Genomic DNA, 23,435 nt, shown 5'->3' with positions numbered 1-23,435 from the left:
ATTTCTCCTAGGGTCGAATCAAGTGGCCGCTGGCCGCCAGAGGCTGGCCATCCAGTAGAGCACCGTGTTCGCCCAGGCGCAAACGGCCTTCGGCAAACCAGCGCACCGCCAGCGGATAGATCAGGTGTTCCTGGCTGTGAACCCGCTGTGCCAGGCGTTCTGGCGTGTCATCCAACTCTACCGGTATTACTGCCTGTACGACCAGCGGCCCGCCGTCGAGTTCCTCGGTGACGAAGTGCACGCTGCAGCCATGCTCGGCATCACCGGCTTCCAGCGCCCGTTGATGAGTGTGCAGGCCTTTGTACTTGGGCAGCAGGGAAGGGTGGATGTTCAGCAGGCGGCCCTGGTAGTGACGGACAAAACCGGCACTGAGGATGCGCATGAAACCGGCCAGCACCACCAGCTGCGGCTGGTAGCCATCGATCAGCTCGACCAGCGCCGTGTCGAACGCCTCGCGGCCGTCGAAGGCCTTGTGGTCGAGCACGGCGGTGGCGATGCCGGCGTCTTTGGCACGCTGCAGGCCATAGGCGTCGGCGCGGTTGGAGATGACCGCGCAGATCCGCACCGGGCTGTCGCCGGTGCGGGTGCTGTCGATCAACGCTTGCAGGTTGCTGCCGGTGCCGGACAACAGCACCACGACATCACAGGTCTTGCTCGGCATCAGTGTGCCTTGACGTTCTTCAGCTCGACCTGGGCAGCGCCTTCGGCGGCGACGCCGATCTGGCCGATGACCCATGGCTGCTCGCCAGCTTCACGCAGGACCTTCAGGGCGTTATCGACCTGGTCCTGGGCGACGCAGATGACCATGCCGACGCCGCAGTTGAGGACACGGTGCATTTCGTGCTCGTCGACGTTGCCTTGCTGCTGCAGCCAGTTGAACACCGCCGGGCGCTCCCAGCTGGCCACGTCAACCACGGCCTGGGCGCCTTTTGGCAGTACCCGCGGGATGTTGTCGAGCAGGCCGCCACCGGTGATGTGGGCCATGGCCTTGACCGCGCCGGTGTCCTTGATCAGCTTGAGCAGTGGCTTGACGTAGATGCGGGTCGGGGCCATCAGCAGTTCGGTCAGCGGCTTGTCGTCGAGCTGCACGGTTTCGATGTCGGCACCGGAGACTTCGATGATCTTGCGGATCAGCGAGTAGCCGTTGGAGTGTGGGCCGGACGATGGCAGGGCGATCAGCGCATCACCGGTGGCAACCTTGGAGCCGTCGATGATTTCGGCTTTTTCCACCACACCGACGCAGAAGCCGGCCAGGTCGTAGTCTTCGCCTTCGTACATGCCTGGCATTTCAGCGGTTTCACCGCCAACCAGGGAGCAGCCGGCCAGTTCGCAGCCAGCGCCGATACCGGTAACCACGGTGGCGGCAACGTCGACATTGAGTTTGCCAGTGGCGTAGTAGTCGAGGAAGAACAGCGGCTCGGCACCGCAGACCACCAGGTCGTTGACGCACATGGCGACCAGGTCCTGGCCGATGCTGTCGTGCTTGTTCAGGTTCAGTGCCAGGCGCAGCTTGGTGCCGACGCCGTCGGTGCCGGAGACCAGAACCGGCTGCTTGTAGCCGGCCGGGATCTCGCAGAGGGCGCCAAAACCGCCCAGGCCGCCCATGACTTCCGGGCGCGCCGTGCGCTTGGCAACGCCTTTGATGCGTTCGACCAATGCTTCACCGGCGTCGATGTCTACACCGGCGTCCTTGTAGCTCAGGGAGGGTTGCTTGCTCATGATCCAGGCCTTTAGGGGGGAGGGATTCAGGGGAATCGACCGTGACCTGCCAGGCAAGGCGGAGGGAATCCGGCTGCCTGACCGTCGCCGGTCTGCGAAGGCGCGCGATTTTATCAGGGTTGCCCGGTAGCGGCCATCCTCAGGCCGACGGGCAGAGCCTTTATTCTTGCGAAAAATACGCTTTAACAGTGCGCGACTGGTTGCCACGGCGCAGGCTGTATAAGGTATAGCAAAGGCGATGGGCAGAATTTACCGCCAGCGGTTGAATGTTTTACCGGGTGCTGCGGTCTGAGCTGCGTCCGTTTTTGTCGCCCTCGCTTCTTTATTACCAGGACAGGAATCCTCCATGCGTTTGCGTAACTACCTGGCCGCCGGCTGTCTGGCCCTGTTCGGCCTCTCGGCTCAGGCCGAAACCCTCTCCGGCCTGTATCAGGTCCGCGAGCCGGTCAACGGCCAGGGCGCCGAAGCCCGTACCCAGGCCACCGGAAAAGCCCTCGAGACCCTGGTGCTGCGCCTGACCGGCGATGCCAAGGCCGCGCAAAGCCCGGGCCTGGCTGCGCTGCGTAAAGACCCGCAACAGATCATCAGCCAGTTCGGTTTCGAGGCCGGTCCGCCGGAAACCGTGCTGGTCGACTTCGATCCCGGCAGCACCGAGCGCGCCTTGCGCCAGGCCGGCCTGGCCCTGTGGGGCAACAACCGGCCGTCGATCCTCGGCTGGTGGTTGAACGACAGCACCGAGGGCTCGAGCCTGGTCGGCGACGGCCAGGGCAGCGCCGAACCGCTGCGCCGTGCAGCCCAGCACCGTGGGCTGCCATTGCGGCTGCCATTGGCAGACTTGCAGGAGCAACTGGTGGCGACCGGCAAGAACCTTGAAGGCACTGACCCGGCGCCGCTGCGTGAGGCTTCCGAGCGCTATGGCGCCGATGCCTTGCTGGCGGTGCACGCCAGCGAAGCCGATGGCAAGTGGCAGGGCAAATGGCGCCTGTGGCTGGGTGACCAGCGCGAGCAGGGCACTGTCGAGGCTGCTGACCAGGCTGCCCTGGCCGATGCGGTGATGCTTGCCGTCAGCAATCGCCTGGCCCCGCGTTTCGTCGCCCGTCCAGGCGCCAGCAGCGAAATGCAGGTGCAGGTCCAGGGCATGACCCTGGAGCGTTATGCCGAACTGGGCCGGGTGCTCGAACCTTATGGTGCGCGACTCAAGGTGGTGCAGGGCGACACCCTGACCTACCAGGTCACCGGCAATAGCGATCAGCTGCGCGCGCAACTGGGCCTGGCCAAACTGCAGGAACTGCCGCCCGAAGCGCCAGCGGCACCTGCCGCCGTCGATCCGGCCAATCCCGGGGCAACCCAGGCCGCCGCCCCACAACCCTTCAACGGGCTGCGTTTTCGTTGGTAACCCCTGACCTGGCCGGAGCCGTTCATGACTGATACACGTCGCTGGGTATGGGTAGGCGGGGCGCTACTGTGCGCCGCCTTGCTTTACTGGCTGCACCCGATTCTTTCGCCTTTTCTGGTCGGCATCCTGCTGGCCTACCTGGCCGACCCGCTGGTCGACCGCCTGGAGCGCGCAGGCCTGTCGCGCACCTGGGGCGTGGTGGTGGTCTTCGCCCTGTTCACCTTGTTGCTGACCTTGTTGCTGCTGGTGCTGGTGCCGATGCTGGCCAAGCAGCTGGTGCGCCTGTACGAGCTGGCGCCGCAGATGCTCGACTGGCTGCAGCACCAGGCCCTGCCCTGGGTACAGGCGCGCCTGGGTCTGGCCGACGGTTTCTGGAAGTTCGACAAGATCAAGGCGGCCATCAGCGAGCACATGGGCCAGACCACCGACATCGTCGGGGTCATCCTGTCCCAGGCCACCGCCTCGGGCCTGGCCCTGCTCGGCTGGCTGGCCAATCTGGTGTTGATCCCGGTGGTGAGTTTCTACCTGCTGCGCGACTGGGACCTGATGATGGCCAAAATCCGCAGCCTGCTGCCGCGTCAGCGCGAGGAGCGGGTGGTGGCGCTCGCGGGGGAATGTCACGAGGTGCTCGGCGCCTTCGTCCGTGGCCAGCTGCTGGTGATGCTGGCCCTGGGCATCATCTATGCCTCGGGGCTGATGCTGGTGGGCCTGGAGCTTGGCCTATTGATCGGCCTGCTGGCGGGCCTTGCGGCGATCGTGCCGTACATGGGTTTCATTATCGGTATCGGCGCGGCGATGATTGCCGGGCTGTTCCAGTTTGGTGGCGACCCCTACCCATTGCTCGGGATTGCAGCAGTGTTCATGGTCGGTCAGGCGCTCGAAGGCATGGTGCTGACGCCGTTGCTGGTGGGCGATCGTATCGGCCTGCACCCGGTGGCGGTGATTTTCGCGATTCTCGCCGGTGGTGAAATGTTCGGCTTTACCGGCGTATTGCTGGCCTTGCCGGTGGCGGCCGTGATCATGGTGCTGCTGCGCCATGTCCACGACCTGTATAAAGAGTCGGATATTTACGGCGGTGAAATCGACCCGGATCTGTAGCTTGATAGCACCTGGCTTGCATTGGTCGTTAGACGCTAATGCAAGCCTTTGATTTTACTTGTGGTCTGCGCCGATTGTGCGACTGGCGCCACGGGTATAAACTTTGCAGACTTTTCACAAAAGGCCCCTTGCGGTTCCCCGGAACTGCCCAGCCAGCATGAAACCGATCCAGTTGCCCCTGGGTGTGCGTCTGCGTGATGACGCCACCTTCATCAACTACTATCCGGGTGCCAACGCCGCCGCTTTGGGCTACGTCGAGCGACTCTGCGAAGCCGACGCCGGCTGGACCGAAAGCCTGATCTACCTGTGGGGCAAGCAAGGCGTGGGCCGTACCCACCTGCTGCAGGCCGCCTGCCTGCGCTTTGAGCAACTGGGTGAGCCGGCGGTGTACCTGCCCCTGGCACAATTGCTCGACCGCGGCGTCGAACTGCTCGACAACCTCGAACAGTACGAACTGGTGTGCCTCGATGACCTGCATGTAATTGCCGGCAAGCCGGAGTGGGAGGAGGCCATGTTCCACCTCTTCAACCGCCTGCGCGACAGTGGCCGGCGCCTGTTGCTCGCCGCCTCCAGCTCGCCCCGGGAACTGCCGATCAAGCTCGCCGACCTCAAGTCGCGCCTGACCCTGGCGCTGATCTTCCAGATGCGTGCGCTGTCGGACGAAGACAAGCTGCGCGCCCTGCAACTGCGCGCTTCGCGCCGTGGTTTGCACCTGACCGATGAGGTCGGGCACTTCATCCTCACGCGTGGTACCCGCAGCATGAGTGCTTTGTTCGACCTGCTCGAGCGCCTCGATCAGGCCTCTTTGCAGGCTCAGCGCAAACTCACCATCCCGTTTTTGAAAGAAACTTTGGGCTGGTAAGGCAGGGGCTAGAGCCTCGGCACATAAAAGTCACATTTTTTTCGATTGAATTTGCAAATCGATGCGATAGAAGGCATAGTCTCGGCTTCTTTAAATCCCAGACACGGTCGTGCCCATGCTAAATCGCTTCGCACCCCTCGTGCCCCTCGCACTCGTGACCCTGCTTTTTGGTTGCGCGACCACCGGTCCCGTATCCCAGCAGCAGGTTCAGCAGCAACCGGTTACCGCTCAGGTTTTGACCAAGTCCTCCGTCCAGGCGACGTTCGAGGAAGAGCTGAACACCGAAGCAGAGCTGCAAGATTTCGCCAGCAGCAAGCCTTACCAACTGCCCGCCCTGGCCGACAACATTCTCGAGCGCGGCATGTCGCTGATCGGTACCCGCTACCGTTTCGGCGGTACCTCCGAGAACACCGGCTTTGATTGCAGCGGCTTCATCGGCTACCTGTTCCGCGAAGAAGCTGGCCTCAACCTGCCGCGCTCCACCCGCGAAATGATCAACGTCAAGGCCCCGCTGGTTGCCCGTAACAACCTCAAGCCAGGCGACCTGCTGTTCTTCAGCACCAATGGCCGCGGCCGCGTCAGTCACGCCGGGATCTACCTCGGTGACGACCAGTTCATCCACTCCAGCAGCCGCCGCAGCGGTGGTGTGCGCATCGACAAGCTCGGTGATCGCTACTGGAGCAAGACCTTCATCGAAGCCAAGCGTGCACTGGCCATGGCTCCGGCCGCGACCACCCTCTCGCGCAACTGATCCTTCGACAGGTTTGACCACGGCGACGTAGCTGAAAAGCTCGTCGCCGTGCGTGTTTACAGAAAGCGTCTAATCTAAATTCTCAACTCTTTTCGGCTCTTGGCCGAAGCGGCTTCAGACAGGATGTTCTGACCATGGCGATGATGGCGCGCTTCGCTGTACTTTCCCTCGCAGCACTGCTCGGTGCATGCTCAAGTCATGCCCCGGCCCCGCGTAAAGTGGTCGAGCCTGCGGTCATGGCCCCGCAAGTCTATTTCTCCCCGGTTGCCGAAGACGTGCTGTTCCGCGCCCTGGGCCTGGTTGGCACGCCGTACCGCTGGGGCGGCAACACCCCGGATTCGGGTTTCGATTGCAGCGGCCTGATTGGCTATGTCTATCGCGATGCCGCCGGTATTTCGCTGCCGCGTTCGACCCGGGAAATGATCGGCATCCGAGCGCCGAGCATCGAGCGCACCGACCTGCAGTCCGGCGACCTGGTGTTCTTTGCCACCAATGGCGGTTCGCAGGTTAGCCATGCCGGCATCTATGTCGGCGAGGGGCGCTTCGTCCATGCCCCGGCCACCGGCGGAACGGTGCGCCTGGACTACCTGTCCAACAGCTACTGGCAAAAAACCTACCTGAATGCCAAGCGCGTGCTGCAGCCAGCGCATCTGGCGCGTAACCCCTGACCTTCGCGAGGTAGATGATGACCGCGCAGACGCTCTACCTCGACGACCCCCTCTACCACTACCTGCAAAGCGTGTCGCTGCGCGAAACGCCGTTGCTTGCCCGTTTGCGTGCCGAAACCCAGGCCATGCCCGAAGCGCGCTGGCAGGTAGCACCGGAACAGGGGCAACTGCTGGCACTGCTGGTACGCCTGATCGGCGCGCAGCGGGTGATTGAAGTGGGTACCTTCACCGGCTACAGCGCCTTATGCATGGCCCAGGCCATGGAACACGGGCAGTTGCTCTGTTGTGATCTTGAAGGCAGCTACAACGCCGTGGCCTGGCGCTACTGGCAGGAGGCCGGGGTCGCCGAGCGCATTGAACTACGCCTGGCGCCCGCCCTGCAGACCCTGGCGACGCTGCCGTCAGAGCGCTACGACCTGATCTTCATCGATGCCGACAAGGCCAACTATCCACACTACCTGGAACAGGCCCTGCGCTTGCTGCGGGTTGGCGGGCTGGTGCTGTTCGACAACACCTTGTGGAGCGGGCGGGTGCTGCAGGGAGCGCCGGACAGCGAAGACACCCGGGCGATCCAGGCATTGAACCTCACACTCAAGGATGACCCGCGGGTGGACCTGTCGATGTTACCGATTGGCGATGGCTTGACCCTGTGCCGCAAGCGCTGAGAGGGCGCTGGGTAATGGTGCATGCGATCTGTGTGGGAGCAACTGTCTTGATCAGGCTGTTTGCTCTCGCCAAGGGGTATTGTCCCGCAGCATTGCATTCAGCCTGACGATCAGCACCCGCATGTAAGCTACGAGTGCCACCTTGGCGCACTTGCCACGTGCCCGAAGTGCTTCGTAGCGTGCTTTAAATTCTGTGTTGTGACGGATGATGATCCAGCTCGACATGTACAGCACTCGCCTTACATGGGCCCGACCACCCCATATCTGGCGGTGCCCTCGATGGCTACCACTATCGTTGTTGTAAGGCGCTACGCCCACCAGCGCGGCGATCTGACGGCGGTCCAACTGCCCCAGTTCAGGCAGTGAGGCGAGCAGATTTGCGGCGGTTACCCGACCGATTCCGGTCACTGCCAATAACTGACGCGCCCTAGTATCGTCCAGTTGCACCATCGCCTGATCAATTTCTTCGTCGAGGCGTTTGATCAGCACTTTCAGCTGCTCTATATGCTCATCGAAGTGGGCCATCACTGTTGCCGAGCGACATTGCTGGCGACGCCGCTTGTCGTCATCACGGCTCTGCACAAATTGGGCGCGCTGCTTCACCAACTCGCGCAGCTCTTCGCGTTCAGGGCTGACCGGTTGGCCTTGAGGGGCGCTGAGGTGTGCAGCGAAGTCCGCAAGGACTTCGGCGTCGATCTTGTCGGTTTTGGCTTTTTTACCCATGGCATCGGCGAATTTTCGGGCACGGGCTGGGTTGATGCAGATGGTTTCCAGTCCTGCTGAGGCCAGGGCGATCAACACATCTTTCTCGTAGCCGCCTGTCGCTTCGATCAGCACTCGACTGATATTGAAGTCCTTCAGACGCTCAAGCAACGCCTCGAAGCCTGCGGAGTTGTTGGCCACTTCGAAGCGGATTTTCTGAGGTTTGATGCAGATTTCCAAAGTGGCTTTGGCAGTGTCGATTCCAACAGAAGACAACATGGCTGAACCCTCTTACACTCAGTTGTGAGAGCGCTCTGGCTTGGCCCACGCTTGTGATTCGAGAGGCGCTCAATCAACTGTTCGGGCTCGGGCCAGAGTGGAGAGGTGAATGGCAGCTTTGCTCCCACACGTGCTTTAAGCACTACCGGCGTACAGCTTGCCATTCACCGCTCTCACTTCTGATTCTATTCCTACCTCAAGACACAAGCCGGCCTTGCCGGCGATGGGCCGCATAGCGGCCCCCAGGTCACTTGGCCTTGCTCACCCGCCAGATCTTGTTGCCCACATCATCCGCCACCAGCAACCCTCCGCGCCGGTCGTTGATCACCCCGACCGGGCGGCCCATGGCCTTGCCCTCGTCATTGAGGAACCCGGTCAGCAGGTCAATTGGCTTGCCTGCAGGTTTGCCTGCGGTGCTGAACGGCACAAAGATCACTTTGTAGCCGCTGTGCGGCTTGCGGTTCCATGAGCCATGCTGGCCGATGAATGCGCCTTGCTCGAAAGGCGCCGGTAGCACGCCCTGCTCGGCAAAGGTCAGGCCCAGCGACGCCGTGTGCGGCCCCACTGCATAGTCCGGCGCAATGGCGCTGGCTACCAGGTTCGGATCAGAAGGGTTGACCCGCTGATCGACGTGCTGGCCGTAGTAGCTGTAGGGCCAGCCGTAGAAGCCGCCATCCTTGACCGAGGTAATGTAGTCGGGCACCAGGTCGCTGCCGATCTCGTCGCGCTCGTTGACGGCGGTCCACAGCTGGCCGGTATGGGGTTCCCAGGCCAGGCCGTTGGGGTTGCGCAGGCCGGAGGCGAATATGCGCTGCTGGCCGCTGGCCGGGTCGATTTCCCAGATCGCCGCACGGCCTTTTTCCTGGTCCATGCCGTTCTCGCCGACATTGCTGTTGGAGCCGACAGTGACGTAGAGCTTCTTGCCGTCACGGCTGGCGATCACGTTCTTGGTCCAGTGATGGTTCAGTGTGCCGCCCGGCAAATCAGCCACCGGCGTACCCGGGCCCTTGATCGAGGTGGCGCCGGATTCGTAATGAAAGCGCAGCAGGCGATCGGTGTCGGCGACGTAGAAGTCGTTGCCAACCAGGGCCATGCCAAACGGAGAATTGAGGTTCTCGATAAAGGTCGTGCGGGTTTCCGCGACGCCGTCATGGTCGCTGTCGCGCAGCAGGCTGATGCGGTTGGCGCTGGGGACGCCGGCGCCGGCGCGGTCCATGACCTTGCCCATCACCCAGCCGCGAATGCCCTTGCCGTCATCGGGCTTGGGCGGGGCATTGGTTTCGGCCACCAGGATATCGCCATTGGGCAGGGCGTAGAGCCAGCGCGGGTGGTCCAGGCCTTCGGCAAAGGCCGCCACCTGAGTGCCGGGCGCGGCCTTGGGCGTCATACCCCGGGGCCAGCCGATGGCCGGGGCGATGTTGACGGTGGGAATCAGGGTCTTGTTGGGTTCGGGCAATTGCGGCGACGGGCCGACCCCGTCGCTGACCTCCAGGCGCGCGTTCTCGCCGCACCCGCTTAATCCCGCAGTCACTGCCAGCAGCAGTGCAATCCGGCTGATGCCCATGTCGTTTCCCTCGCGATGATGGCCGCTATTGCCAGTAGAGGCGGATCAGGCGCGGGAGGTTCCCTGGTTCAGGCCTGCTTGAGCAGCAACGCCACCCCGGGGTGGTACTGGCCGGCTTCGTTGTGCAGCTTGCGGTAGGCGTAGGGGAAGTACCAGGCAATGGCGCAGGCGTTGTGCTTTTGCAGGTCGTCGACCAGGTCCTGTAGTTCTTCGGGGCTGGCGTGCTGGCCGGCTTTCCAGGGGCTGGCGAACAGCGCGGCGACCTTGAGCTGGCTGGGCGCGGCAACCTGGCGTGCGGCATACACGGTTTCGGCCAGGGCATTGTTCAGGTCCAGCCTGGCAATTTTCGGCCAGCGCTGGCTGGCTTGCAGGTAGGCGGCTTCTTCGCGGTTGGCGATGTACAGGTCGCAGCGACCTTCACGATCACCTTCATCGCGCTGCTTCTTGCTCTGATGCTGCTGCAGGGTCACCAGCTCGGCTTGCCAGGCGGCGGCCGAAAGCAGGCCGAGGTTGGCTTGGGCACCGTGCCAGTAGGGCGCATCGCCATCACCGAGGGTCTGGTTGAAGCGGTCGATACAATCGACCCAGCGCTCCAGGGCGGGGCGCAGGAATTCCAGGCGCGCATTGTTGATGATCAGGCCTTGCATGCTGCTCTCCCTTATAGTTGTGATCGAGTACAGCCGAGGTATGGCTATTTGATATCACTGAAGTCAGTGTTGCACAAGATGTCAAAGGCGCCATTGATCCAGGCCAGTTCAGCGCCTTTCATTGACGCTCCGGGTGCAACCCTCTAACCTTCGCGACTTGTTTCAGGTGCTCTGCAGGCGATGGCCTGGCAGGGTGAAACAGGGAAGCCGGTGGGCGCGCAAGGCGCGCGAATCCGGCGCTGCCCCCGCAACGGTAGGTGAGTCAAGGCCGCGCAGGGCCACTGGGTGCTCGACCCGGGAAGGCGCGCGGTCCCGGGTGTTCATGGCCCCGCTCACAAGCCCGGAGACCGGCCTGTTACAGCCAACGGCATCACGGAGGGTGATGCGCGGTTCCTCCGGCCTGTGCCGTAGCCCTGCGCGTTTTCCGTCTGCCATATCCATTCATTTGTCACGCCGTTCCTCGCCGCGAACCCTGAGCAGCCATAGACTGCTACGCTCGTTGCGGGTCGGCCGACAGTGGTTTGCGGAGAACCTCATGACTGAATCCACCGAGCGCGACGAACGCCACCTGGCGCGCATGCAGCGCAAGAAGGCCGTTATCGACGAGCGCATCGCCAATTCGCCTAACGAATGCGGCTTGCTGCTGGTGCTCACCGGCAACGGCAAGGGCAAGAGCAGTTCGGCCTTCGGCATGCTCGCCCGGGCCATGGGCCATGGCATGCAGTGCGGCGTGGTGCAGTTCATCAAGGGCCGCAACAGCACCGGCGAAGAGCTGTTCTTCCGGCGCTTCCCGGAACAGGTGCGCTACCACGTGATGGGCGAGGGCTTCACCTGGGAAACCCAGGACCGCCAGCGCGACATCGCTGCTGCCGAAGCCGCCTGGGCAGTGTCGCGGCAGATGCTCCAGGACCCGTCGATTGCCTTCGTGGTGCTCGATGAGCTGAACATCGCCCTCAAGCACGGTTACCTCGATCTGGACCAGGTCCTCAGCGACCTGCAGGCGCGCCCGCCGATGCAGCACGTGATTGTCACCGGTCGTGCGGCCAAGGATGAAATGATCGAACTGGCCGACACCGTCACCGAAATGGGCATGATCAAGCACGCCTTCCAGGCCGGTATCCGCGCCCAGAAGGGCGTCGAGCTATGAGGGATGCGCGCCATTGCCCGGCGGTATTGATCGCCGCACCGGCCTCCGGCCAGGGCAAGACCACGGTGACCGCCGCTCTGGCGCGCCTGCATCGCAACCAGGGGCGCAAGGTTCGCGTATTCAAGTGTGGCCCGGACTTTCTCGACCCGATGATTCTCGAGCGCGCCAGCGGTGCGCCGGTGTATCAGCTCGACCTGTGGATGGTCGGCGAGCAGGAAAGCCGCCGTCTGTTATGGGAAGCGGCGGCTGAGGCCGACCTGATCCTGATCGAAGGGGTCATGGGGCTGTTCGATGGCACGCCATCGAGCGCCGACCTCGCTCGTCATTTTGGTGTGCCGGTGCTGGCGGTGATCGATGGCACGGCCATGGCCCAGACCTTCGGTGCCCTGGCCCTGGGCCTGGCGCGCTATCAGCCGGACCTGCCGTTTGCCGGGGTGCTGGCCAACCGCGTCGGTACCCTGCGCCACGCTCAATTGCTCGAAGGCAGCCTGACCGAAGGGCTGCGCTGGTACGGCGGGCTGTCGCGAGAAACCGGCATCGAACTGCCGAGCCGCCACCTGGGCCTGGTCCAGGCCAGTGAACTGAACGACCTCGAAGCACGCCTGGATGCAGCTGCAGCCGCCCTGGGCGCCAGTTGCGATGCGGCTTTGCCGCCGGCGGTGAGTTTCGCCGCGCCGACCGAGCTTGTGAGCGAGCCCTTGCTGCAAGGTGTGCGCATCGCGGTCGCCCGCGACGAAGCCTTTGCCTTCACCTATGGCGCCAACCTCGACCTGCTGCGGGCCATGGGCGCGGAGCTGGCGTTCTTCTCGCCGCTGCATGACGTGAGTTTGCCGCAGGCCGACAGCCTGTACCTGCCCGGTGGTTACCCGGAGCTGCATCACCAGGCCCTGGCGGCCAACTCGCCGATGCTCGCAGCCATTCGCGCCCATCATCACGCCGGCAAGCCGTTGCTCGCCGAATGTGGCGGCATGCTCTATCTGCTCGATGCCCTGACCGATGTCGCTGGTGAGCGCGCCGAATTGCTCGGGTTGCTGGCTGGTGAGGCGGTGATGCAGAAGCGCCTGGCCGCCCTGGCCTTGCAGGCGGTGGAATTGCCCGAAGGTACCTTGCGCGGGCACACCTACCATCACTCGCTGACCAGCACCGGGCTTGAGCCGATTGCCCGTGGCCAGAGCCCCAACGGTGGCCGTGGTGCCGAAGCGGTGTATCGCTGTGGCCGGCTGACCGCTTCCTACGTGCATTTCTACTTTGCCTCCAACCCCCAGGCGTCGGCGGCGCTGTTGTGTCCATGACCGAGCATGCCTTTACCGAAGCCGAACGCGCGGCGGTCTACCGCGCCATTGGCGAACGCCGTGACATGCGCCACTTCAGCGGCGGCGAAGTCGCCCCTGAACTGCTTGCACGCCTGCTGCAAGCCGCGCATCAGGCCCCCAGTGTTGGCCTGATGCAGCCCTGGCGCTTTATCCGCATTACCCGACGTGAACTGCGCCAGCGTATCCAGGCCCTGGTGGAGGAGGAGCGGTTGCGTACCGCCCAAGCCCTGGGCGAGCGCTCCGACGACTTCATGAAGCTCAAGGTCGAAGGCATAAATGACTGTGCCGAACTGCTGGTTGCCGCGCTGATGGATGAGCGCGAAGCGCATATCTTCGGCCGCCGAACCTTGCCGGAAATGGACTTGGCATCGCTGTCGTGTGCGATCCAGAACCTCTGGCTGGCCGCCCGCGCCGAAGGCCTGGGCATGGGCTGGGTATCGCTGTTCGAACCCCGGGCCCTGGCCGAGCTGCTGGGCATGCCGGCCGGTGCCAAGCCGCTGGCAATCCTTTGCCTGGGGCCGGTGCACGAATTTTACCCGGCGCCCATGCTGGTGCTTGAAGGTTGGACCACGGCGCGTCCGTTGCACGAAATGCTGTTTGAAAACCAGTGGGGAGAGTCTTGATGAGTGTGGCGTTGCTGACTGTGGCCGGGGTGGCGCTGGATGCGTTGCTGGGCGAGCCCAAGCGCCGGCATCCACTGGTCGCGTTCGGGCGCATGGCCGGGCGCCTGGAGCAACGCTTCAATGCCGGTGGCCGCGGTTGGCGCAGCCATGGCGTCACCGCCTGGTTCCTGGCCGTGGTGCCGCTGACCTTCCTGGCCATGCTGCTGTCCTGGTTGCCGTACATTGGCTGGCTGGTGGAAGTGCTGGCGCTGTATTGCGCCCTGGGCCTGCGCAGCCTCGGCGAGCACGTGACGCCGGTGGCCGAAGCCTTGCGCCAGGGCAACCTGGAACACGCCCGCCAGCGCGTGGGTTACCTGGTCAGCCGCGAAACCCGTGAGCTGGATGAAACCGCCGTGGCCCGCGCCGCCACCGAGTCGGTGCTGGAGAACGGCAGCGATGCGGTGTTTGCCGCGCTGTTCTGGTTCGTCGTTGGCGGTGTGCCGGGGGTGGTGCTCTATCGCCTGAGCAACACTCTGGACGCCATGTGGGGCTATCGCAATGAGCGCTTCGAACGCTTCGGCTGGGCCGCGGCGAAGATCGACGACCTGCTCAACTACATTCCGGCGCGGCTGGTGGCCCTGACCTACGCGCTGCTGGGCAAGACCCGCCTGGCCCTGAACTGCTGGCGGCGCCAGGCGCCGTTGTGGGACAGCCCCAACGCCGGCCCGGTAATGGCTGCCGGAGCGGGGGCGCTGGGTGTCGAGCTGGGCGGCCCGGCGGTGTACCACGGCGAGCTGCACGAGCGCCCGCAGCTGGGCGAAGGCCCGCAGGCCGATGCCGAGGCCATCGAGCGCGGCTGGCGCCTGGTGTGCCAGGGCGTGTGGTTGTGGTTACTGCTGTTGTGCCTGGGGGCTGAATTCTATGCTTGAGCACGGTGGTCGCCTGCAGCGCGCAGTGCAGCAATACGGTATCGCCCGCGAAGACTGGCTGGACCTGTCCAGCGGTATTGCGCCTTGGCCCTATGCAATCCCCGAGATCCCGCTGCGCGCCTGGGCACGCTTGCCCGAGACCGACGACGGCCTGGAACAGGCTGCCTGCGAGTACTACCAGGTCAACCAGTTGCTGCCCGTGGCCGGTTCCCAGGCAGCGATCCAGGCGTTGCCGCGCTTGCGCCGCCCCGGTACGGTCGGCGTACTGTCGCCATGCTACGCCGAGCACGCCGAAGGCTGGCGCCGTGCCGGGCATCGGGTGCGTGAGTTGGCTGAAGATCAGGTTGACTACTACCTCGACAGTCTCGACGTACTGGTGGTGGTCAACCCCAACAACCCCACTGGGCGGCTGATACCTGCCGAGCAACTGCTCGAATGGCATGCGCGCCTGGCCCGTCGCGGTGCTTGGCTGCTGGTCGATGAAGCCTTCATGGACAACACCCCGCAGCACAGCATCGGCGAACACGCCGAGCGCCCGGGCCTGATCGTGCTGCGCTCGTTCGGCAAGTTCTTTGGCCTGGCCGGTGTGCGCCTGGGCTTTGTCCTTGCCGAGCGGCAACTCCTGCAATTGCTCGCCGAACAGCTCGGGCCCTGGACCATCAGTGGCCCGACGCGCATCCTCGGCCAGGCGTGCCTGCTCGATAGCGCCGCGCATCAGCAGCAGATTATCCGCTGCGCCGTGGCCAGCCAGCGCCTGGCCGAGGTGCTCAGCGCTGGTGGATTCGCTGCGCACGGCAGCTGCGACCTGTTCCAGTACCTGGTCACCGAGCAGGCGCCGCAACTGCATGAATTCATGGCCCGGCGCGGCATCCTGCTGCGCCTGTTCAACCAGCCGCCCAGCCTGCGCTTCGGCCTGCCGGCCAGTGAGCAGGATTTCCAGCGCCTGGCCCGGGCCTTCACCGATTACCGCAAGGAACAGCCATGACCACCTTGATGGTGCAGGGCACCACCTCCGATGCCGGCAAAAGCACCCTGGTGACCGCGCTGTGCCGCTGGCTGCTGCGTCAGGGCGTTGCCGTGGTGCCGTTCAAGCCGCAGAACATGGCGCTCAACAGTGCAGTGACCGCCGAGGGTGGCGAGATCGGCCGAGCCCAGGCGGTTCAGGCCCAGGCAGCCGGCCTGGCGCCGCACACAGACATGAACCCGGTGCTGCTCAAGCCCAACAGCGACACCGGGGCCCAGGTAATCGTCCATGGCCGCGCGGTCACCAGCATGAATGCCGTGGCCTATCACGACTACAAGGTCATCGCCATGCAGGCTGTGCTGGCCTCGCACCAGCGCCTGAGCACAGCCTATCCGGTGGTGATGGTTGAAGGTGCCGGCTCGCCGGCCGAGATCAACCTGCGGGCCGGCGACATCGCCAACATGGGTTTTGCCGAGGCGGTGGATTGCCCGGTGATCCTGATTGCCGACATCAACCGTGGCGGGGTTTTCGCCCATCTGGTCGGCACCCTGGAATTGCTCTCGCCGAGCGAGCAGGCGCGGGTCAAAGGTTTTGTCATCAACCGTTTTCGCGGTGACATCGCCTTGCTCCAGCCCGGTCTGGATTGGCTCGAAGAACGTACCGGCAAACCGGTGCTGGGCGTGCTGCCCTATGTGATGGACCTGCACCTGGAAGCCGAGGACGGCATCGACCAGCGCCAGGGCATCAAGGCCGGGCGCCAGCTCAAGGTCATCGTGCCGGTGCTGCCGCGTATCAGCAACCACACCGATTTCGATCCGCTGCGCCTGCACCCGCAGGTCGACCTGCAGTTCATTGGCCCCGGCCAGCCGATTCCGCCGGCCGACCTGATCATCCTGCCCGGCTCCAAGAGTGTGCGCGGGGATCTGGCGCAGTTGCGCGAGCGCGGCTGGGACCAGGCGATCAGCCGTCATTTGCGTTATGGCGGCAAGGTCCTGGGTATTTGCGGCGGGCTGCAAATGCTCGGCCGGCGCGTGGAAGACCCATTGGGCCTGGAAGGGCCGGCGGGTGTCAGCGACGGCCTGGGGCTGCTGGACTTTGTCACCGTGCTGGAGGCCGAGAAACAGCTGCGCAATGTCGCCGGTACCCTGCAACTGGAACAAGCGGCCATCAACGGCTACGAGATTCATGCCGGCGTCACCCAGGGACCGGCGCTGGAGCGCCCGGCGGTGCAACTGGACGATGGTCGCGCCGATGGCGCCATTAGCGCCGACGGGCAGATCCTCGCCACCTACCTGCATGGCCTGTTCGAGGCGCCGCATTGCTGCGCCGCGCTGTTGCGCTGGGCCGGGCTGCAGGAGGCAGAGCAGATCGATTATCAGGCCCTGCGCGAACGCGACATCGAGCGCCTTGCCGATCTGGTCGAGCAGCACCTGGACACCGCGCGCCTGCGCCAACTCTGCGGACTGAACTGAAATGCTCAACCTGATTCTTGGCGGTGCCCGTTCGGGCAAGAGCCGCCTGGCCGAACAGCTGGCGGTGCAGAGCGGCCTGGCCGTTACCTACATCGCCACCAGCGAACCGCTCGACGGCGAGATGAACGCGCGGGTGCAACTGCACCGCGAGCGGCGTCCGCCGGAGTGGGCATTGATCGAAGAGCCGCTGGAACTGGCCCGGGTGCTGCGTGCCAATGCCAGTGCCGGGCGCTGCCTGCTGGTCGACTGCCTGACCCTGTGGTTGACCAACCTGCTGATGCTCGACAACCCCGAGCGCCTGGCGGCTGAACGCACTGCACTGCTCGATTGCCTGGCGCAGCTGCCGGGCGAAATCATTGTGGTCAGCAACGAAACCGGCCTGGGCGTGGTGCCCATGGGCGAGCTGACCCGCCGTTATGTCGATGAAGCCGGCTGGCTGCACCAGGCCATTGCCGAACGCTGTCAGCGCGTGGTGCTGACCGTCGCCGGCCTGCCGCTCACCCTTAAAGGACCTGCACTATGAGTCAAACCTGGTGGCTTGAAGCCTGTCGTCCTGTTGACCAGGCTGTTCGCGAACAGGCCCTGGCGCGTCAACAGCAACTGACCAAACCGGCTGGCTCGCTGGGCCGCCTGGAGCAGTTGGCGGTGCAGCTGGCCGGCTTGCAAGGCCAGCTCAAGCCCAGCGTTGAGCAGGTCTGGATCGCAATCTTTGCCGGCGATCACGGCGTGGTCGCCGAGGGTATCTCGGCCTATCCGCAAGCAGTGACCGGGCAGATGCTGCATAACTTCGTCAGCGGTGGCGCCGCCATCAGCGTGCTGGCGCGGCAGTTGAATGCACAGCTGGAAGTGGTCGACCTGGGCACCATCGACCTCGCGCTGGAGCTGCCGGGTGTACGCCATCTGCGCGTCGGCGCCGGCACGGCGAACTTCGCCCAGGTGCCGGCGATGACCCATGAACAGGGCGTGCTGGCCCTGCAGGGCGGGCGCGAGAGTGCCTTGCGCGCGGCCGCCAGCGGCGCCCAGTTGTTTATCGGCGGCGAGATGGGCATCGGCAACACCACCGCCGCCAGCGCCCTGGCCTGTGCCTTGCTCGGCTGCCCGGCTGTGGAGCTCAGCGGCCCGGGCACAGGGCTGGACGCCGCCGGTGTACGGCACAAGGCCGAGGTCATCGAGCGAGCGTTGCAGCAGCATGCAGATCTCGGCGACGACCCGCTGCAGCGCCTGTTCTGTTTTGGTGGCTTTGAGATCGCCGCACTGGTCGGTGCCTACCTGGGGTGCGCCCAGGCCGGTGTTGCCGTGCTGGTGGATGGCTTTATCTGCACGGTCGCTGCGCTGGTGGCGACGCGCATCAACCCGGGTTGCCGCGACTGGCTGCTGTTCGGCCATCGTGGCGCCGAGCCCGGGCATCGCCGGGTGCTCGCCGAGCTCGACGCCGAGCCGCTGCTGGAGCTGGGCCTGCGCCTGGGCGAGGGCAGTGGCGCGGCGCTGGCGGTGCCGGTATTGCGCCTGGCCTGCGACCTGCACGGGCAGATGGCGACCTTCGCCGAAGCGGCAGTGGCGGACCGCCCGGCATGATCATCGACCTGCTGCGCCACGGCGAAACTGAACTGGGTGGCGGCCTGCGTGGCAGCCTCGACGATGCCCTGACCGCCAAGGGCTGGGCGCAGATGCATGCGGCAGTGAGTGGCGCGGGCTTCTGGGATGTGCTGGTCAGCTCGCCCTTGCAGCGCTGCGCGCGCTTTGCCGAAGCGTTGGCGGCGCAGTTGAACCTGCCGCTGCAGCGGGTGCCGGGTCTGCAGGAGCTGCATTTTGGTGAGTGGGAAGGGCGTAGTGCCGCAGATCTGATGCTCACCCACGAAGCCGAACTTGGGCAATTCTGGGCTGATCCCTATGCGTTCACACCGCCTGCTGGCGAGCCGGTGGCGGACTTTTCCGCACGCGTGCTGCAAGCCATCAGCGCCTTGCACCAGGCGCACGCCGGTAAGCGCCTGTTGCTGGTCACTCACGGCGGTGTGATGCGCCTGTTGCTGGCCCGCGCTCGAGGCTTGCCCCGTGAGCAGTTGCTGCAGGTCGAAGTGGCCCATGGTGCCCTGTGTCGCCTTGAGCTGCTGGCGGACGGCAGCCTGCGGGAAGTGCACTGACATGCTGGCGTTCTGGATCGCCCTGCAATTTCTCAGCAGCTTGCCGGTGCGCCTGCCGGGCATGCCGGCCCCCGAACAAATGGGCCGCTCACTGCTGTATTACCCGCTGGTGGGGCTGTTGTTCGGGGTGCTGCTCTGGGGGCTGAACGCGCTGTTGGCGGGCAGCCCGGTGCTGCTGCACGCTGCCTTGCTGCTCAGTGCCTGGGTGCTGCTCAGCGGCGCCTTGCACCTGGATGGCCTGGCCGACAGCGCCGACGCCTGGCTGGGCGGTTTCGGCGACCGCGAGCGCACGTTGCTGATCATGAAGGACCCGCGCAGCGGGCCGATTGCCGTGGTCACGCTGGTGCTGGTGCTGTTGCTCAAGTTCTGTGCCTTGCTGGCGTTGCTCGACAGCGGCCAGGGCGTGCTGTTGTTGCTCGCGCCGCTGATCGGCCGCGCGGCATTGCTGGGTTTGTTCCTCAGCACGCCCTATGTGCGCAGCGGTGGGCTGGGCCAGGCCCTGGCGGACCACCTGCCTCGTGGGGCGGGCAAGCTGGTATTGCTGGTCAGTGCGCTGGCCTGTGTGCTGCTGGCGGGGCTCAAGGGCCTGTGGGTTGTGCTGGTTGCCGCAGGGGTCTTCGCCTGGCTGCGTCGCTTGATGGTTCGCCGTCTGGGTGGCACCACCGGTGATACCGCCGGGGCCATGCTTGAGCTATTGGAGCTGGCGGTATTGATCGCCCTGGTGCTGTGAGTGGCGAGTAAAAGCTTGCAGTTGGCCAGGTGCGGGTATATACACGCATTATGTTGACCAGCGAATGCATCTGCACCCACCTGCGTCGCGCCGCCCGCGGGGTGAGCCGACACTACGACGAGGCCCTCGAAGGCTTTGGGATCAATGTCGCGCAGTTTTCTTTGCTACGGCATTTGCGTCGCCTGGACCAACCGAGCATTTCCACCCTGGCCGAGGCCATGGGCCTGGACCGCAGCACCCTCGGGCGCAACCTGCGGGTGCTGGAGGCTGAGGGCCTGGTGGCTTTGGCCGAGGGGCAGGATCAGCGTAACCGGATCGTTCTGCTCACCGAGCAGGGCCAAGCCAGGCTGCAAGCGGCAGAGCCGGCCTGGGAACAGGCGCAAAGCGACTTGATCGATACCCTGGGCGAGGGCCGGCGCGATGAACTGGTACGCCTGCTGGAGCTGTTGGCCTGAGCTTTTTTAAACTATAAGCGGGTATATACCCGCATAAGCCTTGCGGCGCTTTGGAGACAACAAAAATGACATCGGTATGGCGAACCAGTGGTTGGATTCTCCTCGGCGCGGCGCTGATCCTGGCGTTGTCGCTGGGCGTGCGACATGGCTTTGGCCTGTTCCTGGCGCCGATGAGCGCCGATTTTGGCTGGGGCCGCGGTGTGTTCGCCTTCGCCATCGCCTTGCAGAACCTGATCTGGGGCCTGGCCCAGCCGTTTGCCGGTGCCCTGGCTGATCGCCTGGGGGCGGCCAAGGTGGTCATGGTCGGCGGTATTCTCTATGCCGTCGGGCTGGTGCTGATGGGTATGTCGGACTCGGCCCTGACCCTGTCGCTCAGTGCCGGCTTGTTGATCGGTATCGGCCTGTCCGGCACCTCGTTCTCGGTGATCCTGGGCGTGGTCGGCCGCGCCGTGCCGCCAGAGAAACGCAGCATGGCCATGGGCATCGCCAGCGCCGCCGGCTCCTTCGGCCAGTTCGCCATGCTGCCCGGCACCCTCGGCCTGATCGGCTCGCTGGGCTGGTCGGCGGCCTTGCTGGTACTGGGTTTGCTGGTGGCCTTTATCGTGCCGTTGGTGGGTTTGCTGCGTGATCGGCCTTTGCCCAGCACCGGCAATGAGCAGACCCTCGGCCAGGCCCTGCGCGAAGCTTGCACGCATTCCGGTTTCTGGCTGCTGGCCCTGGGCTTTTTCGTCTGTGGCTTCCAGGTGGTGTTCATCGGTGTGCACCTGCCGGCCTACCTGGTCGACCAGCACCTGCCGGCGACCATCGGTACCACGGTGCTGGCGCTGGTCGGGCTGTTCAATATCGTCGGCACCTACACCGCCGGCTGGCTTGGCGGGCGTATGTCCAAGCCGCGCCTGCTGACCGCCCTGTACCTGTTGCGTGCGGTGGTGATCGTGCTGTTCCTGTGGGCGCCGATCACCCAGTTCAGCGCCTACCTGTTCGGCATTGCCATGGGCCTGCTGTGGCTGTCGACCGTACCCTTGACCAACGGCACCGTCGCTACCCTGTTCGGTGTGCGCAACCTGTCGATGCTTGGCGGTATCGTGTTCCTTTTCCACCAGTTGGGCGCTTTCCTTGGCGGCTGGCTGGGCGGGGTGGTGTATGACCAGACCGGCAACTACGACCTGGTCTGGCAGATTTCCATCCTCCTCAGCCTGCTCGCCGCGGCACTCAACTGGCCGGTACGCGAGCGCCCGGTCGCGCGCTTGCAGGCGCAAGCGGCATGAACCCTGTCGCTATTCGCACCTTGCTCGGCCTTGGCGCACTGTTGCTACTGGGGTTGGCCTGGTGGGGCTGGCATGAGGGCGGCCTGGCATTGATGCAGTTGGGCATGGGCGTGTGCTAGGAGTACTCTGATTTCTCCAGGAACGTTCGAGGGAGAGAGAAGATGCGCACACGCTGGATGTTGGTTCCGCTGTTGACCCTGGCCGCCGCTGCCAATGCCCTGGCCGCCGATTGCCCGGCGCTGCTCGACAGCAAGCTGCCGGAACTGCGCGGCAAGGAGCAGATCGACCTCTGTGAGCGCTTTGCCGGTAAACCGCTGGTGGTAGTCAATACCGCCAGCTATTGCGGCTTTGCCCCGCAGTTCGAAGGGCTCGAGAGCGTCTATAAGGAATACCGCGAGCAGGGCCTGGAAATGCTCGGGGTGCCCTCCAACGACTTCAAGCAGGAAGACGCCGATGCCGAGAAAACCGCCAAGGTTTGCTATGCCAACTACGGCGTGACCTTCACCATGACCCAGGCCCAGCCGGTGCGCGGCAGTGATGCCACGCCACTGTTCAAGGAGCTGGCTGCGCAGAGCAGCGCGCCGAAGTGGAATTTCTACAAGTACGTGATCGACCGCCAGGGCAAGGTGGTGGCTAACTTCTCCAGCCGAACCAAGCCGGATGATCCGGCGTTCAAGGCGGCGATCGAGAAGGCCATCGCTTCCCAGCCCTGAGCGGCCTCAGTGGCTGGCGTGCACGGTCCAGGCCACCAGCTTGAGCACGATCGGGCGTACCACCAGTACGCAGGCGAAGGCCACCGGCATGGCCAGTTGGTAGGCCTTGAGCACGTTGCCCAGGTACTGCTCGTCGATGCCGGCGTTGGCGGCGGTGATCACGAAGCACATCAACAGGGCCATGATCGCCGACATGTAGAAGGCAAACACGTAGGGGGTGGCGCGAACGCCGAGTTTGCGTCGGCTGCGGGCGCTGGTCTGGGTCGTCATGCTGGCTCCATTGGTGTGGGGGAGGGCGCAGCCTAGCAAGGCCGCCTTTGGCTCGGGTAGACGCCTGCGGCTTAGGTCTTTATAAAGAAGATCTTACGAATGCCCGGAAGCCTGCCATGAACCTGCTCGGTTCGATCAAGAGTTTCATCAAGGTTGTCGAAGCCGGCAGCATTGCCGGTGGCGCCCGTAGCCTGGGTTTGAGTGCCGCCGCCGTGAGCCAGAACGTCGCCCGCCTGGAAGCTCACCTGCAGGTGCGCCTGCTCGCGCGCACCACCCGTAGCATGGTGCTGACGCCCAGTGGCAGCCTGTACTACGACAAGGTCAAGCATATCGAGCGCGACCTTGAACAAGCGCAGCAGGCGGTCACCACCCCGGATTGCGAACCCAAGGGGCGCTTGTGCATCGCTTCGTCTTCGGCGTTTGGCCGTCATGTACTGGCGCCGTTGATTCCGGCGTTCAGCGCACGATACCCGCAGCTTTCAATTGAATTGGTTACGAATGATCGGCGGGTCAATCATGCCCAGGAGGGCGTCGATGTCAGTATTCGCATCCAGCCACAACTCGAAGATGGCCTGCTGGCCCGGCACATCGCCAGGGTGCCGTTCATTTGCTGCGCCTCCCCGGGCTATCTGGCGGCGGCCGGCTGGCCACAATCGCCCGAGCAGCTCAAGGAGCATCGCTGCCTGGTGTTTCGTTACCCGGTAGACGGACGCTTTTTACGCTGGGGCTTTATCCGCGAGGGTCTGCGTTTTGATGCCGAGTTCGACAATGTGCTGATCAGCGATGACATCGATGTACTGACCCAGATGGCCGTGCAGGATGGTGGCATCGCCCGGCTGGCCGAGTTCGTCGCCCGGCCCTTGCTTGAGCGTGGCCAGCTGGTGGCGCTGTTCGAGTATTCGCAGCCCGCCATGGCCTATGCCCAGACCGAGCCGATGGACGTCTATCTGTGCGTGGCCGATCGCTTTGCCCTGACGCCCAAGGTGCGGGCGTTCATGGAGTACATCCAGCTTGAGGTCGGGCCTGCCTGGCCGGTCCATCAGGCATAAAAAACCGCCAATGAAGGCGGTTTTTTTAGTG

27 protein-coding genes and 1 riboswitch are annotated in these 23,435 nt (G+C 64.4%); of the genes, 21 read left to right on the top strand and 6 right to left on the bottom strand.

Going from position 1 to position 23,435, the window contains the following annotated elements:
• Positions 1–7: 7 nt before the first annotated feature.
• Both purN and purM read right to left on the bottom strand, forming a co-directional pair.
• Positions 8–661 (bottom strand): phosphoribosylglycinamide formyltransferase, encoded by a 654-nt coding sequence (purN, locus tag LOY45_RS20150; RefSeq protein ID WP_115085736.1) that lies wholly within the window; start codon positions 659–661, stop codon positions 8–10.
• Positions 661–1,719 (bottom strand): phosphoribosylformylglycinamidine cyclo-ligase, encoded by a 1,059-nt coding sequence (gene purM / locus LOY45_RS20145; RefSeq protein WP_258578253.1) that lies wholly within the window; start codon positions 1,717–1,719, stop codon positions 661–663. The genes purN and purM overlap by 1 nt, the downstream gene beginning before the upstream one ends.
• Before the next feature lie 346 nt (positions 1,720–2,065).
• Between purM and LOY45_RS20140 the strand changes: the two genes are divergently transcribed.
• The 6 genes from LOY45_RS20140 (at position 2,066) to LOY45_RS20115 (ending at position 7,159) form a co-directional block, all read left to right on the top strand.
• A complete protein-coding gene (locus LOY45_RS20140; RefSeq protein ID WP_115085738.1) occupies positions 2,066–3,115 on the top strand; it encodes a DUF2066 domain-containing protein in 1,050 nt (349 codons plus the stop codon).
• A gap of 24 nt (positions 3,116–3,139) precedes the next feature.
• Entirely contained in the window at positions 3,140–4,213 is a 1,074-nt protein-coding gene (locus LOY45_RS20135; RefSeq protein WP_115085739.1) for an AI-2E family transporter, read from the top strand.
• A 157-nt stretch (positions 4,214–4,370) separates the two neighbouring features.
• Positions 4,371–5,075, top strand: coding sequence for a DnaA regulatory inactivator Hda (gene hda, locus LOY45_RS20130; RefSeq protein ID WP_010220358.1), 705 nt, complete (start codon positions 4,371–4,373; stop codon positions 5,073–5,075).
• Positions 5,076–5,190: 115 nt separating this feature from the next.
• Positions 5,191–5,826 carry a C40 family peptidase gene (locus LOY45_RS20125; RefSeq protein ID WP_115085740.1) on the top strand — a complete coding sequence of 212 codons (636 nt, stop codon included), beginning with the start codon at positions 5,191–5,193 and terminating at the stop codon, positions 5,824–5,826.
• A gap of 134 nt (positions 5,827–5,960) precedes the next feature.
• Positions 5,961–6,494, top strand: a complete 534-nt coding sequence (locus LOY45_RS20120; RefSeq protein ID WP_115085741.1) for a C40 family peptidase — start codon at positions 5,961–5,963, stop codon at positions 6,492–6,494.
• Between the two features lie 17 nt (positions 6,495–6,511).
• Positions 6,512–7,159 carry an O-methyltransferase gene (locus LOY45_RS20115; protein ID WP_258578252.1) on the top strand — a complete coding sequence of 216 codons (648 nt, stop codon included), beginning with the start codon at positions 6,512–6,514 and terminating at the stop codon, positions 7,157–7,159.
• 51 nt (positions 7,160–7,210) lie between these two features.
• On the opposite strand, the gene LOY45_RS20110 is transcribed toward LOY45_RS20115, so the two are convergent.
• From LOY45_RS20110 to LOY45_RS20100, 3 genes are all read right to left on the bottom strand, one after another.
• Positions 7,211–8,140 (bottom strand): IS110 family RNA-guided transposase, encoded by a 930-nt coding sequence (locus LOY45_RS20110; RefSeq protein WP_258578251.1) that lies wholly within the window; start codon positions 8,138–8,140, stop codon positions 7,211–7,213.
• A gap of 247 nt (positions 8,141–8,387) precedes the next feature.
• Positions 8,388–9,704 carry a PQQ-dependent sugar dehydrogenase gene (locus LOY45_RS20105; RefSeq protein ID WP_115085742.1) on the bottom strand — a complete coding sequence of 439 codons (1,317 nt, stop codon included), beginning with the start codon at positions 9,702–9,704 and terminating at the stop codon, positions 8,388–8,390.
• A 68-nt stretch (positions 9,705–9,772) separates the two neighbouring features.
• Positions 9,773–10,351 (bottom strand): hypothetical protein, encoded by a 579-nt coding sequence (locus LOY45_RS20100; RefSeq protein WP_115085743.1) that lies wholly within the window; start codon positions 10,349–10,351, stop codon positions 9,773–9,775.
• 147 nt (positions 10,352–10,498) lie between these two features.
• A riboswitch (cobalamin riboswitch) is annotated at positions 10,499–10,721 on the top strand.
• A gap of 165 nt (positions 10,722–10,886) precedes the next feature.
• On the opposite strand from LOY45_RS20100, the gene cobO reads away from it, so the two are divergent.
• From cobO to LOY45_RS20030, 14 genes are all read left to right on the top strand, one after another.
• Positions 10,887–11,498, top strand: a complete 612-nt coding sequence (gene cobO, locus LOY45_RS20095; protein ID WP_010220352.1) for a cob(I)yrinic acid a,c-diamide adenosyltransferase — start codon at positions 10,887–10,889, stop codon at positions 11,496–11,498.
• Positions 11,495–12,790 carry a cobyrinic acid a,c-diamide synthase CobB gene (locus LOY45_RS20090; RefSeq protein ID WP_115085744.1) on the top strand — a complete coding sequence of 432 codons (1,296 nt, stop codon included), beginning with the start codon at positions 11,495–11,497 and terminating at the stop codon, positions 12,788–12,790. Before cobO ends, LOY45_RS20090 begins: the two co-directional genes overlap by 4 nt.
• A complete protein-coding gene (bluB, locus tag LOY45_RS20085) occupies positions 12,781–13,434 on the top strand; it encodes a 5,6-dimethylbenzimidazole synthase (protein ID WP_166675655.1) in 654 nt (217 codons plus the stop codon). The genes LOY45_RS20090 and bluB overlap by 10 nt, the downstream gene beginning before the upstream one ends.
• On the top strand, positions 13,434–14,342 hold the full coding sequence (cbiB, locus tag LOY45_RS20080; protein WP_134061594.1) for an adenosylcobinamide-phosphate synthase CbiB: 909 nt from the start codon (positions 13,434–13,436) through the stop codon (positions 14,340–14,342). Before bluB ends, cbiB begins: the two co-directional genes overlap by 1 nt.
• Positions 14,335–15,327, top strand: a complete 993-nt coding sequence (gene cobD / locus LOY45_RS20075; RefSeq protein ID WP_134061596.1) for a threonine-phosphate decarboxylase CobD — start codon at positions 14,335–14,337, stop codon at positions 15,325–15,327. Before cbiB ends, cobD begins: the two co-directional genes overlap by 8 nt.
• Positions 15,324–16,778, top strand: a complete 1,455-nt coding sequence (locus tag LOY45_RS20070) for a cobyric acid synthase (protein ID WP_258578250.1) — start codon at positions 15,324–15,326, stop codon at positions 16,776–16,778. Before cobD ends, LOY45_RS20070 begins: the two co-directional genes overlap by 4 nt.
• A 1-nt stretch (position 16,779) precedes the next feature.
• Entirely contained in the window at positions 16,780–17,301 is a 522-nt protein-coding gene (gene cobU, locus LOY45_RS20065) for a bifunctional adenosylcobinamide kinase/adenosylcobinamide-phosphate guanylyltransferase (protein WP_233673597.1), read from the top strand.
• On the top strand, positions 17,298–18,353 hold the full coding sequence (gene cobT / locus LOY45_RS20060; RefSeq protein ID WP_134061602.1) for a nicotinate-nucleotide--dimethylbenzimidazole phosphoribosyltransferase: 1,056 nt from the start codon (positions 17,298–17,300) through the stop codon (positions 18,351–18,353). The genes cobU and cobT overlap by 4 nt, the downstream gene beginning before the upstream one ends.
• Positions 18,350–18,919, top strand: coding sequence for an alpha-ribazole phosphatase family protein (gene cobC, locus LOY45_RS20055; protein ID WP_258578249.1), 570 nt, complete (start codon positions 18,350–18,352; stop codon positions 18,917–18,919). The genes cobT and cobC overlap by 4 nt, the downstream gene beginning before the upstream one ends.
• 1 nt (position 18,920) lies before the next feature.
• A complete protein-coding gene (locus tag LOY45_RS20050; protein ID WP_258578248.1) occupies positions 18,921–19,649 on the top strand; it encodes an adenosylcobinamide-GDP ribazoletransferase in 729 nt (242 codons plus the stop codon).
• 50 nt (positions 19,650–19,699) lie between these two features.
• A complete protein-coding gene (locus tag LOY45_RS20045; RefSeq protein ID WP_115085753.1) occupies positions 19,700–20,104 on the top strand; it encodes a MarR family winged helix-turn-helix transcriptional regulator in 405 nt (134 codons plus the stop codon).
• Between the two features lie 65 nt (positions 20,105–20,169).
• A complete protein-coding gene (locus tag LOY45_RS20040; RefSeq protein WP_258578247.1) occupies positions 20,170–21,372 on the top strand; it encodes an MFS transporter in 1,203 nt (400 codons plus the stop codon).
• A complete protein-coding gene (locus tag LOY45_RS20035) occupies positions 21,369–21,491 on the top strand; it encodes a hypothetical protein (protein WP_258578246.1) in 123 nt (40 codons plus the stop codon). The genes LOY45_RS20040 and LOY45_RS20035 overlap by 4 nt, the downstream gene beginning before the upstream one ends.
• A gap of 42 nt (positions 21,492–21,533) precedes the next feature.
• Complete coding sequence (locus LOY45_RS20030; protein WP_233673601.1) at positions 21,534–22,085, top strand: glutathione peroxidase; 552 nt, start codon at positions 21,534–21,536, stop codon at positions 22,083–22,085.
• Positions 22,086–22,091: 6 nt separating this feature from the next.
• Here the strand turns inward: LOY45_RS20030 and LOY45_RS20025 are convergent, their stop codons facing one another.
• Positions 22,092–22,355, bottom strand: coding sequence for a DUF2798 domain-containing protein (locus LOY45_RS20025; RefSeq protein WP_233673602.1), 264 nt, complete (start codon positions 22,353–22,355; stop codon positions 22,092–22,094).
• 116 nt (positions 22,356–22,471) lie between these two features.
• Here LOY45_RS20025 and LOY45_RS20020 point away from each other — a divergent pair, with 116 nt between their 5' ends.
• Positions 22,472–23,404, top strand: a complete 933-nt coding sequence (locus LOY45_RS20020) for a LysR family transcriptional regulator (protein ID WP_134061612.1) — start codon at positions 22,472–22,474, stop codon at positions 23,402–23,404.
• Positions 23,405–23,435: the final 31 nt, after the last annotated feature.

This window comes from Pseudomonas wadenswilerensis (assembly GCF_024749185.1).
Lineage (GTDB): Bacteria > Pseudomonadota > Gammaproteobacteria > Pseudomonadales > Pseudomonadaceae > Aquipseudomonas > Aquipseudomonas wadenswilerensis.
The sequence above is the reverse complement of the archived record's forward strand: the minus strand, read 5'-3'. Positions and strand labels throughout refer to the sequence as shown.